This is a genomic window from Citrobacter sp. wls826, assembly GCF_005281245.1.
In the GTDB taxonomy this organism is placed as follows: domain Bacteria; phylum Pseudomonadota; class Gammaproteobacteria; order Enterobacterales; family Enterobacteriaceae; genus Citrobacter; species Citrobacter braakii.
The window spans coordinates 1-10,670 of sequence record NZ_SZWS01000065.1; the positions used below are offsets into that span (position 1 = coordinate 1).

The window sequence follows — 10,670 nt, forward strand, 5'->3', positions numbered from 1 at the left end:
CCCGCCTCGGCGGGTTTTTTTATATCCGTCATATCCCCACTTACCTACAATATCTGTACTCTTTTTGTTCATCACTGGAGTGTTGTATGTGGTTACTGGACCAGTGGGCAGAGCGCCATATTACTGATGCGCAGTCTAAAGGTGAGTTTGATGGTTTGCCTGGTACAGGAGAACCGTTGGTTCTTGACGATGATTCCCACATTCCGCCGGAACTTCGAGCCGGATTCCGTTTATTAAAAAATGCGGGATGTCTTCCTCCTGAGCTTGAGCAGCGCAGAGAGGCAATACAACTGCTTGAAATACTTGCAGGGATCCGCAAAGATGATCCCCATTATCAGGAAGTGAGTCGAAGACTGTCACTACTGGAACTGAAACTTCGGCAGGCTGGACTCAGCACCGAGTTTTTACACGGTGAATACGCAGATAAGCTGCTGCAGAAGATCAACGACGAATAGCGGAGATAGCATGTACCGTATTGGTGAATTAGCGAAACTGGCTGACGTGACGCCTGATACTATCCGCTACTATGAAAAGCAGCAGATGATGGAACATGAAATACGTACAGAAGGCGGGTTTCGTCTCTATACGGAAAGCGATCTTCAGCGTCTAAAGTTTATTCGCTATGCCCGTCAGCTTGGTTTCACTCTGGAATCGATCCGCGAACTGCTTTCGATCCGCATCGATCCCGAACACCATACCTGCCAGGAATCAAAAGGGATCGTCCAGGAAAGATTGCAGGAAGTGGAAGCGAGAATAGCTGAGCTTCAGGCGATGCAACGGTCGCTGCAGCGATTGAATGACGCGTGTTGTGGTAAGGCACACAGCAGCGTGTACTGCTCTATCCTTGAAGCACTTGAGCAAGGCGCCAGTGGATCACCATCAGGCTGTTGATTTATTGCACGGTCAGATCTACACTCGCGGCGTAAATTACGACAACCGGAGGTATCATGAGTCGTTATCAGCACACTAAAGGGCAGATAAAAGATAACGCCATTGAGGCGCTTCTACATGACCCACTGTTCAGGCAGCGCGTTGAGAAAAATAAGAAAGGGAAAGGAAGTTATCTACGTAAAGGTAAACATGGTAATCGGGGTAACTGGGAGGCCAGTGGCAAGAAAGTCATTCACTTTTTTACCACTGGCCTTCTTGTTTCAGTGAGTGCTTAAGAGCGGTTATTCTGTTCTTTCAGCAGGTCACGAATTTCACTCAGCAATACTTCTTCTTTCGATGGCGCCGGCGGTGCTGCTGGCTCTTCCGCTTTTTTACGGTTCAGTTTGTTGATCAGCTTGATTGCCATAAAGATAGCAAACGCAACAATAACGAAATCAAAGATATTCTGAATAAATACACCGTAATGCATAACGACTGCAGGGATATCTCCCTGTGCATCACGTAGTGTTAAAGCAAACTGTTTAAAATCAATTCCACCAATTAACAACCCCAGCGGCGGCATGATGATATCGGCAACCAGTGATGAAACTATCTTCCCAAATGCCGCACCAATAATGACACCTACTGCCAAATCGACAACATTCCCGCGCATCGCGAATTCGCGAAATTCTTTAATAATGCTCATCTTATTCTCCCTATGCAGCTGACGTTTATAAGTTTAACAAATGTTTAGGCAATTTCCATTTATGTATTGCCTAAATAGAAATTTATTAAACCATGAAAAATAAAGGGAAATAATTTAGGCGCAGTTTCAGCGCCCAAATTATTACAGGAAGAACGGACTTGGCTGGAATAGTCGCTCGACGTCGGTAATAAACTTTTTATCTGTCAGGAACATAATTACGTGATCGCCCTGTTCAATACGCAGGTTATCATTGGCAATCATCACATCGTTACCACGCACAACGGCGCCAATAATGGTTCCTGGTGGAAGTTTAATTTCATCAATTGAGCGACCCACAACCCGTGACGTCGTTTCATCACCGTGTGCAACGGCTTCAATGGCTTCCGCGACGCCACGGCGCAGTGAAGATACACCAACAATATCCGCTTTACGCACATGACTGAGCAGCGCAGAGATGGTTGCCTGCTGCGGTGAAATCGCAATATCGATCACGCTGCCTTGCACCAGATCGACGTATGCTCTGCGTTGGATCAACACCATCACTTTCTTGGCGCCCATCCGTTTGGCAAGCATCGCCGACATGATATTCGCTTCATCATCGTTGGTTACCGCAATGAACAGATCAACCTGATCGATATGTTCTTCCGCCAGCAGCTCTTGATCCGAGGCATCACCAAAAAAGACGATCGTATTTTGCAGTTTCTCTGCAAGCTCGGATGCGCGCTGTTGATTACGTTCAATCAGTTTGACGCTGTAATCTTTTTCTAGTCGCCGTGCCAGCCCCGCGCCAATATTCCCACCGCCCACTAACATAATGCGTTTGTAAGGCTTTTCCAGACGCTGTAATTCGCTCATTACGGCGCGAATATGCTGCGAGGCCGCGATGAAGAAAACTTCATCACCCGCTTCAACAATGGTAGAACCTTGCGGACGGATCGGTCGGTCATGACGGAAAATCGCCGCAACGCGGGTATCGATGTGCGGCATATGCTCACGCATTGTCGACAGCGCATTACCAATCAGCGGCCCACCGTAATAGGCTTTCACCACGGCCAGGCTGACTTTTCCTTCGGCAAAATTCACTACCTGCAATGCGCCCGGATATTCAATCAGGCGATAAATGCTATCGATAACCAGTTGCTCAGGCGCAATCAGGTGATCGATAGGCACCGCATCAGATTGAAATAGCTTGTCCGCATCACGAACGTAATCCGGTGAACGAATACGAGCGATACGATTAGGCGTGTTAAACAGTGAATAAGCTACCTGGCAGGCAACCATATTTGTTTCATCTGAGCTGGTTACGGCAACCAGCATATCGGCATCGTCAGCACCGGCTTCACGTAGAACGCGGGGATGCGAACCATGCCCTTGCACGACACGGAGATCAAACTTGTCCTGCAGGCTACGCAGGCGCTCACCATTGGTATCGACTACCGTGATATCGTTGTTCTCTCCGACCAGGTTTTCAGCCAGCGTACCGCCAACTTGCCCTGCGCCCAGAATGATAATTTTCATCAGTCGCGACCCGTTATCTCATCACTTTTTGATTAGCTTAGCGTAAAAGAAGCCATCACCATCTTCCGCACTCGGTAAATTCTGATGTCCAGGTTTTTCCGGCGTACCAGTGACGCTTAATACCGCATCTGGCGTGCGCGCAAGGAAGGCGGCAATTTGCTGTTGGTTTTCTTCTGGCAGGATAGAGCAGGTTGCATAAACCAGCGTGCCGCCAGGTTTAAGATGTGGCCAGGTTGCATTCAGGATTTCAGCCTGCAACTGGGCAAGTTCAGCAATATCCCGGTCGCGACGCAGCCATTTGATATCCGGATGGCGACGGATCACTCCGGTGGCAGAACACGGAGCGTCCAGCAAAATACGGTCAAACTGTTGTTCACCGCACCACTGCTGTGGATAGCGGCCATCACCCTGTTTTACGGTTGCCTTCATACCCAGACGTTTTAGATTGTCGAAAACGCGCGATAAGCGTTTTTCATCAACATCGACAGCCATTACGTTAGCGTGCGGAGCAACTTCCAGAATGTGAGTGGTTTTGCCCCCCGGCGCACAGCATAGGTCGAGGATCTGTTCACCGTCCTCCGGCAACAGATAGTTTATGCATCCTTGAGCGGAAGCATCCTGGACGGTTACCCAGCCTTCATCAAAACCAGGGAGGGCGTGCACAGGAGCTGGCGTTTCCAGACGCACTGCATCCGGGTAATCTGGATGCGGGAAACCGGTTAATCCCGCTTCGGTCAGCAGGTCCAGCCAGGCATCGCGCGTATGATGGTTACGATTGACACGTAACCACATCGGCGGTCGCTGGTTATTGGCTTCAAGAATGGCTTCCCACTGCTGCGGATAAGCGGTCTTAATACGTTTCACCAGCCAGGAGGGGTGTAAGAAACGTAAATCGCTTTGAGAGAATTCAGCCAGTAGCTCTTCTTGACGGCGCTGAAACTGGCGCAGCACGCCGTTGATCAGCCCTTTAAGCTGCGGACGCTTAATAACGACTGCGCCTTCTACGGTCTCTGCCAAAGCAGCATGCGGTGGAATACGAGTATGCAGCAGTTGGTAGAAGCCCACCATGATCAGATAGTGAACAGTGCGCTGTTTGCCCGTCATTGGACGTTCCATCAACTGCTGGATCATCCACTCCAGTTGGGAGAGTGTACGCAACACGCCGAAGCAAAGCTCCTGCAACAGTGCTTTGTCTTTATCGGCAACTTTTTGCTGCATGGCGGGCAGCACGTTGCTTAATGATTGTCCCTTTTCGACAACCTGTTCGACGGCCTGGGCCGCCATACTGCGTAAATTAAGATGTTTTTTCATAAGCGCAAAAATAAAAATGCCCGGAGATACCGGGCTTAAAGAGATGAACCGTCATACCAGACGGTTACCGGGTACAAACCATTCCCGGCGCGAATTAAGCAGATCCTGCGCGCTCATGGCTTTTTTACCGGCAGGTTGCAAAGAGACGAGATTCAGGATGCCGTCGCCCGTTGCGACCTGGATACCCTGTTTTGTCGCCTCAAGAATAGTGCCTGGTGCGGCCTGTGTGTTCGCTGTAATAACCGTAGCTTGCCAGACTTTCACTGGCTGGCCGTCGATTTCAAGCCAGCTCATTGGCCACGGGTTAAAGGCGCGGATGCAGCGTTCCAACTGAGCGGCTGAAAGCGACCAGTCGATACGGGCCTCTTCTTTGCTGAGTTTTTCTGCATGCGTAACCAGTGATTCATCTTGTACAACGGGTTTTATGGTGCCAGCCGCCAGCTGTTTTAGCGTTTCAATCAGCCCCTGAGGTCCTAAATCTGCCAGCTTATCGTATAACGAACCGCTGGTATCTTCTGCAGTTATCGGGCAGGACAGCTTAAGCAACATATCACCGGTGTCGAGGCCAACATCCATCTGCATGATGGTCACACCAGTTTCGGCGTCGCCTGCCCACAGTGAGCGCTGGATTGGGGCTGCGCCACGCCAGCGTGGAAGCAGGGAACCGTGAACGTTGATACAACCCAGACGCGGCATTTCCAGTACGGCTTTTGGCAGTATCAGGCCATATGCTACCACTACCATCACGTCTGCGCGTAAATCAGCAACCAGCTGCTGGTTTTCCTGAGGACGAAGAGAGACGGGTTGGAAAACCGGTATCCCTTTTTCTTCCGCCAGCACTTTTACCGGGCTGGGCATCAGCTTTTTACCGCGTCCCGCCGGACGGTCCGGTTGGGTAAACACGCCAACGACGTTATGTCCAGAAGACAACAGCGCGTCGAGATGACGCGCTGCAAAGTCAGGTGTACCCGCAAAAATAATACGTAGTGAGTCTGACACGTTGATTCTTGTCCTTAAGCTCGGGCGTTCAGGCGGTCGAGTTTTTCAACTTTCTGACGAATGCGTTGTTGCTTCAACGGAGACAGATAATCGATAAACAGTTTACCGACCAGGTGATCCATTTCATGTTGAATGCAGATAGCCAGCAGGCCATCGGCTTCCAGTTCAAAAGATTTGCCGTTGCGATCGAGCGCACGAATTTTTACTTTCTCTGCGCGCGGTACTAACGCACGCTGTTCGGGGATAGACAGGCAGCCTTCTTCAATACCTGTTTCGCCGTCTTTTTCCAGCAGCTCTGGGTTAATGAGTACCAACTGCTCGTCGCGATTTTCAGAGACATCAATAACAATGATGCGCTGATGAATATCGACCTGAGTTGCTGCCAGACCGATACCTTCTTCGGCGTACATCGTTTCGAACATATCATCAACGATACGCTGAATTTCTGCATTCACTTCTTCGACCGGTTTTGCGACTTTGCGAAGGCGCTCGTCCGGAATATGTAACACTTGCAAAACTGACATAGTTATCCAGAGTTGTGTTCAGGAGTTGAAAAGATTATTACCTCTATTCTAGACAAAACCCCCTCTGATTGACAGCATCAGTGACCAATCGCAAAGATTGCCAGGACTGCTTGTGGCAGGGGAACAGGGATGACCAAAATCGAGATTTGGCTACGTTTAGCACAAGTGAATGAACTGTATGGTGATGAGATGGTGCGCGTTGCCCACTGGCTCAATACTCAGCCGTGTATTAACAACGTGGTACTTCATCATGCTGGACTCTCTCCCCGCCAGGCCCGGCGCTTTTTAACCTTTCCAGATCAGACGCTGGAAAAAACGCTGCGCTGGCTTGAACAGCCCAACCATCATTTTGTGGTTGCCGACAGCGAGCATTATCCGGCACAGCTCCGTGCAATTGAGGATTATCCTGGGGTGCTTTTTGTTGCAGGAAATCCCATATGCCTTAGCTCGTTTCAGGTTGCCGTCGTCGGTAGCCGACAGCACTCCTGGTATGGCGAACGCTGGGGGCGGCTGTTTTGTGAAAAGCTTGCAGCATGCGGCGTGACGATCACCAGCGGCCTGGCCCGGGGGATTGATGGTGTGGCGCACAATGCTGCGATAAACCGAGAGGGCACGAGTATTGCGGTGCTGGGAAATGGGCTTGAGACCATTCATCCACGACAGCATGTCCGTCTGGCTAAACGACTGATTGAGGCTGGAGGCGCACTGGTGTCTGAGTTCCCATTAGATACGCTTCCTTTGCCGCGCAATTTTCCCCGACGAAATCGCATTATTAGTGGTCTAAGTAAAGGAGTCCTGGTTGTAGAAGCTGCTCAGCGTAGCGGGTCACTGGTCACTGCGCGTTGCGCACTGGAACAAGGGCGGGAGGTTTTTGCGTTGCCTGGACCGATTGGGAGTCCGGGAAGTGAAGGTCCACATTGGCTTATTCAGCAGGGAGCCACGCTTGTGACGGCCCCAGAAGAAATTCTGGAAAATTTGCAATATGGGCTGCAATGGTTGCCAGATGAACCTGAAAAATCAATTTATTCGCCAGATCACGAAGAGGTGGCATTGCCATTTCCGGAGCTCCTGGCTAACGTAGGAGATGAGGTAACACCTGTTGACGTCGTCGCTGAACGTGCCGGCCAACCTGTGCCAGAGGTAGTGGCTCAACTGCTCGAACTGGAGTTAGCAGGATGGATCGCAGCTGTACCCGGCGGCTATGTCCGATTGAGGAGGGCATGCCATGTTCGACGTACTAATGTATTTGTTTGAGACATATATCCATAACGAAGCTGAGCTGCGTGTGGATCAGGACAAACTGGAACGGGATCTTACCGACGCTGGTTTTGATCGTGAAGACATCTACAACGCGTTACTTTGGCTGGAAAAGCTTGCTGATTATCAGGATGGTCTTGCCGAACCTATGCAGCTGGCATCCGATCCTCTTTCTATACGTATTTATACCGCAGAAGAGTGTGATCGACTGGATGCAAGCTGTAGAGGGTTCCTGCTATTCCTGGAACAGATTCAGGTGCTAAACCTCGAAACACGAGAAATGGTCATTGAGCGCGTACTCGCGCTGGATACGGCAGAGTTCGATCTGGAAGATCTGAAGTGGGTGATCCTGATGGTGCTTTTCAATATTCCAGGTTGTGAAAATGCCTATCAGCAAATGGAAGAATTACTCTTTGAAGTGAATGAAGGTATGCTGCATTAATCAATCTTCATTCAGTATGAGTTGTTATGGCTAAATCAGCACTGTTTACGGTGCGTAAAAACGAGCCCTGCCCACAATGTGGGGCTGAACTGGTTATTCGTTCCGGGAAACACGGTCCGTTTCTCGGTTGTTCACACTATCCAGAATGCGATTACATCCGTCCGCTGAAATCTTCCGCGGACGGACATATTGTCAAAGTTCTGGAGGGTAAGCTTTGTCCTGCATGTGGCGCCGAGCTGGTGCTGAGACAGGGAAAATTCGGGATGTTTATTGGATGCAGCGATTATCCAACGTGTGAACACACCGAACTTATCGACAAGCCAGATGAAACAGCAATAGTCTGTCCTCAATGCCAGACTGGCCACCTGGTCCAGCGGCGTTCCCGTTATGGCAAAACGTTTTACTCCTGCGATCGCTATCCGGAGTGCCAGTTTGTCATTAACTTCAAACCGTTAGCCGGAGAGTGTCCTGAGTGCCATTATCCGCTACTCATCGAAAAGAAAACCGCGCAGGGTGTGAAGCATTTCTGTGCCAGTAAACAATGTGGAAAGCCGTTCTCGGCGGAATAAAAAAGTGAATAATAACCTGCCCACAGGCCCTATCGCTGCTGCAATAGCGGTTCTGAAACAAGAAAAAGTCATCGCCTATCCAACAGAAGCTGTATTTGGTGTCGGCTGCGATCCCGACAGCGAAACGGCTGTTACCCGTCTGTTGGCGCTAAAACAACGCCCAGTCGATAAAGGCTTAATTTTGATTGCGGCAAATTTTGACCAGCTCAAGCCCTATATTGACGATAGCACGCTTTCAGATGCTCAACGTGAGGCTGTGTTCGCTCGCTGGCCTGGTCCTGTCACCTTCGTTTTCCCTGCGCCCGCGACTACGCCTCGTTGGTTGACCGGTCGTTTTGACTCGCTGGCCGTGCGAGTCACCGATCATCCGCTGGTGGTTGCATTGTGCCAGGCTTATGGCAAACCGTTAGTCTCCACCAGTGCTAATTTGAGTGGCTTACCGCCTTGCAGAACGGTAGAGGAAGTCCGCGCGCAGTTTGGTACAGACTTTCCCGTAGTTGAAGGGGAGACCGGAGGGCGTTTGAATCCTTCGGAGATCCGTGATGCTCTGACCGGTGAACAGTTTCGACAGGGGTAATATGAAAGAAGCCTATGCTGTTTTTGGTAATCCGATAGCGCACAGTAAATCGCCCTTTATTCATCAGCAATTTGCAGAGCAGTTGAAAATTGATCATTCCTATGGACGTGTACTGGCACCTATCAATGATTTTGTGAATACGCTGAATGCTTTTTTTGCGGAAGGCGGGAAGGGGGCAAATGTCACTGTGCCTTTTAAGGAAGAGGCGTTTGCGCGTGCCGATGAATTAACGGAGCGGGCATCGCTTGCTGGGGCGGTCAATACTCTTAAACGACTTGAGGATGGGCGTTTACTGGGAGATAACACGGATGGTATCGGCTTATTAAGCGATCTTGAACGTTTATCTTTCATTCGCCCCGGATCGCGAGTTCTGTTGATTGGTGCCGGTGGCGCATCCCGGGGGGTTTTATTACCTCTTCTTTCTCTGGATTGTGCGGTAACCATCGTTAACCGTACTGCTTCGCGCGCAGAAGAACTGGCACAAATCTTCTCCCATACCGGCAGCGTGCAGGCGGTGGGAATGGACGAGCTTGATAATTACAGTTTTGATTTAATTATTAATGCGACATCCAGCGGAATTAGCGGTGAGGTACCAGCCATTCCGACATCGCTTATTCACTCCTCTGTCTATTGCTATGACATGTTTTATCAGCAAGGAAATACACCGTTCCTTTCCTGGTGTGCTGAACATGGGGCGAAACAGTATGCCGATGGTCTGGGGATGCTGGTGGGACAAGCAGCGCACGCCGTTTTACTCTGGCATGGTGTATTGCCACAGATTGAGCCCGTCATCAAAAGCATGCAACAGGAAATGTCGGCATGAATCAGGCGATCCAGTTTCCCGATCGAGAAGAATGGCTGACGGATATTAGCGCCGTTGTTTTCCCTGCGTTAGTCCATGGTATGCAGTTAACATGCGCTATATCAGGGGAGACGTTGGCGTCCCGCTTTGGCGGCTGCACGCCTGAACAATGGCTGGAAATCTTTCAACAGCATCGCTGGGACCTGGAAGAAGAGGCCGAAGCATTGATCCAGGACCAGCAGGAAGACTCTCAGGGTTGGGTTTGGTTACTCTGATTTAAATACTCATCTTTCCATTTAACGTAGTTGTTAGCAGAGTATTTTAAGCCTGCTTTCTCTTCGTCACTTAATGGCCGGATCTGTTTAACCGGACTACCCAGGTACAGATATCCACTCTCCAGGTGTTTGTTTTGCGGCACCAGGCTTCCTGCCCCAATCATAACGTCGTCTTCTACAACTACGCCGTCCAGTAAAATTGATCCCATACCGACCAATACGCGGTTGCCAATGATGCAGCCGTGTAGCATGACTTTATGACCGACCGTCACATCCTCACCCACGATCAATGGATTACCTTGCGGATTAGATGTGGATTTATGTGTGACATGGAGAACGCTGCCGTCCTGAATGTTTGTACGGGCGCCGATTTGTACATAGTTGACGTCGCCACGAATCGCAACCAACGGCCAAATCCCGACGTCATCAGCCAAACGAGTATCACCAATGACGACGCTACTGGTGTCGATCATCACGCGTTTTCCGATCTGTGGGGAAAGATCCTTATAAGGACGTAATACATCAGACATGTTTACCTCAATGAAAATAGAGCAGTAATGAAGACTTTGGTTGGATTATTGAGACTGTGCAAGTGATTTAGCTATCAAAAATCAGCCAAATTGCGCAGGAATATAGCGAAAGGGGTGAAAAACAAGCACTCAGCAAAAAAGATCCAAAAAATACTTGTGCTAAAAAATGGGATCCCTATAATGCGCCTCCATCGACACGGCGGATGTGAATCACTTCACGCAAACAGCCGGTTCGATTGAAGAGAAAAACCTGAAAATGAGGGTTGACTCTGAAAGAGGAAAGCGTAATA

At 49.8% G+C, this 10,670-nt stretch carries 15 protein-coding genes; 9 read left to right on the forward strand and 6 right to left on the reverse strand.

Annotated elements, in window-relative coordinates; translation table 11 throughout:
• The first annotated feature begins 86 nt into the window (after positions 1 to 86).
• Genes FDW87_RS20830 through arfA form a run of 3 tightly spaced genes read left to right on the forward strand, consistent with a single transcriptional unit; the run spans position 87 to position 1,166 of the window.
• On the forward strand, positions 87 to 455 hold the full coding sequence (locus tag FDW87_RS20830; RefSeq protein ID WP_019078178.1) for a DUF1992 domain-containing protein: 369 nt from the start codon (positions 87 to 89) through the stop codon (positions 453 to 455).
• 10 nt (positions 456 to 465) lie between these two features.
• Positions 466 to 891 (forward strand): Zn(2+)-responsive transcriptional regulator, encoded by a 426-nt coding sequence (zntR, locus tag FDW87_RS20835; protein ID WP_016154744.1) that lies wholly within the window; start codon positions 466 to 468, stop codon positions 889 to 891.
• Between the two features lie 56 nt (positions 892 to 947).
• A complete protein-coding gene (gene arfA / locus FDW87_RS20840) occupies positions 948 to 1,166 on the forward strand; it encodes an alternative ribosome-rescue factor ArfA (RefSeq protein ID WP_016157605.1) in 219 nt (72 codons plus the stop codon).
• On the opposite strand, the gene mscL is transcribed toward arfA, so the two are convergent.
• The 5 genes from mscL to def all read right to left on the reverse strand — a co-directional run bounded on the left by mscL (position 1,163) and on the right by def (position 5,928).
• Entirely contained in the window at positions 1,163 to 1,576 is a 414-nt protein-coding gene (mscL, locus tag FDW87_RS20845; RefSeq protein ID WP_016154742.1) for a large-conductance mechanosensitive channel protein MscL, read from the reverse strand. The two genes, arfA and mscL, sit on opposite strands and share 4 nt — an antisense overlap.
• 141 nt (positions 1,577 to 1,717) lie before the next feature.
• Positions 1,718 to 3,094, reverse strand: coding sequence for a Trk system potassium transporter TrkA (gene trkA, locus FDW87_RS20850; protein ID WP_003031153.1), 1,377 nt, complete (start codon positions 3,092 to 3,094; stop codon positions 1,718 to 1,720).
• Between the two features lie 21 nt (positions 3,095 to 3,115).
• Positions 3,116 to 4,405 carry a 16S rRNA (cytosine(967)-C(5))-methyltransferase RsmB gene (rsmB, locus tag FDW87_RS20855; protein ID WP_049270589.1) on the reverse strand — a complete coding sequence of 430 codons (1,290 nt, stop codon included), beginning with the start codon at positions 4,403 to 4,405 and terminating at the stop codon, positions 3,116 to 3,118.
• Between the two features lie 51 nt (positions 4,406 to 4,456).
• Positions 4,457 to 5,404 carry a methionyl-tRNA formyltransferase gene (gene fmt, locus FDW87_RS20860; protein ID WP_047501513.1) on the reverse strand — a complete coding sequence of 316 codons (948 nt, stop codon included), beginning with the start codon at positions 5,402 to 5,404 and terminating at the stop codon, positions 4,457 to 4,459.
• Between the two features lie 14 nt (positions 5,405 to 5,418).
• A complete protein-coding gene (gene def / locus FDW87_RS20865; protein WP_003031159.1) occupies positions 5,419 to 5,928 on the reverse strand; it encodes a peptide deformylase in 510 nt (169 codons plus the stop codon).
• Positions 5,929 to 6,057: 129 nt separating this feature from the next.
• Here def and dprA point away from each other — a divergent pair, with 129 nt between their 5' ends.
• From dprA to FDW87_RS20895, 6 genes are read left to right on the forward strand one after another with little or no spacing between them, the layout of a single operon-like run.
• Positions 6,058 to 7,182 (forward strand): DNA-protecting protein DprA, encoded by a 1,125-nt coding sequence (gene dprA / locus FDW87_RS20870; RefSeq protein WP_019078182.1) that lies wholly within the window; start codon positions 6,058 to 6,060, stop codon positions 7,180 to 7,182.
• The gene (gene smg, locus FDW87_RS20875) at positions 7,154 to 7,627 is read left to right on the forward strand and encodes a DUF494 family protein Smg (RefSeq protein WP_003031162.1); all 474 of its coding nucleotides are present in this window, start codon (positions 7,154 to 7,156) and stop codon (positions 7,625 to 7,627) included. The genes dprA and smg overlap by 29 nt, the downstream gene beginning before the upstream one ends.
• A gap of 26 nt (positions 7,628 to 7,653) precedes the next feature.
• Positions 7,654 to 8,196 (forward strand): type I DNA topoisomerase, encoded by a 543-nt coding sequence (locus FDW87_RS20880; RefSeq protein ID WP_137380129.1) that lies wholly within the window; start codon positions 7,654 to 7,656, stop codon positions 8,194 to 8,196.
• A 4-nt stretch (positions 8,197 to 8,200) separates the two neighbouring features.
• A complete protein-coding gene (tsaC, locus tag FDW87_RS20885) occupies positions 8,201 to 8,773 on the forward strand; it encodes an L-threonylcarbamoyladenylate synthase type 1 TsaC (RefSeq protein WP_019078184.1) in 573 nt (190 codons plus the stop codon).
• Position 8,774: 1 nt separating this feature from the next.
• Entirely contained in the window at positions 8,775 to 9,596 is an 822-nt protein-coding gene (gene aroE, locus FDW87_RS20890; protein ID WP_016154735.1) for a shikimate dehydrogenase, read from the forward strand.
• Complete coding sequence (locus tag FDW87_RS20895; protein WP_019078185.1) at positions 9,593 to 9,850, forward strand: DUF1488 domain-containing protein; 258 nt, start codon at positions 9,593 to 9,595, stop codon at positions 9,848 to 9,850. Before aroE ends, FDW87_RS20895 begins: the two co-directional genes overlap by 4 nt.
• Here FDW87_RS20895 and FDW87_RS20900 read toward each other — a convergent pair.
• Positions 9,826 to 10,380, reverse strand: a complete 555-nt coding sequence (locus FDW87_RS20900; protein WP_137380130.1) for a gamma carbonic anhydrase family protein — start codon at positions 10,378 to 10,380, stop codon at positions 9,826 to 9,828. The genes FDW87_RS20895 and FDW87_RS20900 overlap by 25 nt on opposite strands.
• Between the last annotated feature and the right edge of the window lie 290 nt (positions 10,381 to 10,670).

What these genes read in the sequence shown, in the direction of transcription:
- FDW87_RS20830 (WP_019078178.1), top strand. Translation starts at nt 87, where the DNA reads ATGTGGTTACTGGACCAGTGGGCAGAGCGCCATATTACTGATGCGCAG.
- zntR (WP_016154744.1), top strand. Translation starts at nt 466, where the DNA reads ATGTACCGTATTGGTGAATTAGCGAAACTGGCTGACGTGACGCCTGAT.
- arfA (WP_016157605.1), top strand. Translation starts at nt 948, where the DNA reads ATGAGTCGTTATCAGCACACTAAAGGGCAGATAAAAGATAACGCCATT.
- mscL (WP_016154742.1), bottom strand. Translation starts at nt 1,576, where the DNA reads ATGAGCATTATTAAAGAATTTCGCGAATTCGCGATGCGCGGGAATGTT.
- trkA (WP_003031153.1), bottom strand. Translation starts at nt 3,094, where the DNA reads ATGAAAATTATCATTCTGGGCGCAGGGCAAGTTGGCGGTACGCTGGCT.
- rsmB (WP_049270589.1), bottom strand. Translation starts at nt 4,405, where the DNA reads ATGAAAAAACATCTTAATTTACGCAGTATGGCGGCCCAGGCCGTCGAA.
- def (WP_003031159.1), bottom strand. Translation starts at nt 5,928, where the DNA reads ATGTCAGTTTTGCAAGTGTTACATATTCCGGACGAGCGCCTTCGCAAA.
- dprA (WP_019078182.1), top strand. Translation starts at nt 6,058, where the DNA reads ATGACCAAAATCGAGATTTGGCTACGTTTAGCACAAGTGAATGAACTG.
- smg (WP_003031162.1), top strand. Translation starts at nt 7,154, where the DNA reads ATGTTCGACGTACTAATGTATTTGTTTGAGACATATATCCATAACGAA.
- FDW87_RS20880 (WP_137380129.1), top strand. Translation starts at nt 7,654, where the DNA reads ATGGCTAAATCAGCACTGTTTACGGTGCGTAAAAACGAGCCCTGCCCA.
- aroE (WP_016154735.1), top strand. Translation starts at nt 8,775, where the DNA reads ATGAAAGAAGCCTATGCTGTTTTTGGTAATCCGATAGCGCACAGTAAA.
- FDW87_RS20895 (WP_019078185.1), top strand. Translation starts at nt 9,593, where the DNA reads ATGAATCAGGCGATCCAGTTTCCCGATCGAGAAGAATGGCTGACGGAT.
- FDW87_RS20900 (WP_137380130.1), bottom strand. Translation starts at nt 10,380, where the DNA reads ATGTCTGATGTATTACGTCCTTATAAGGATCTTTCCCCACAGATCGGA.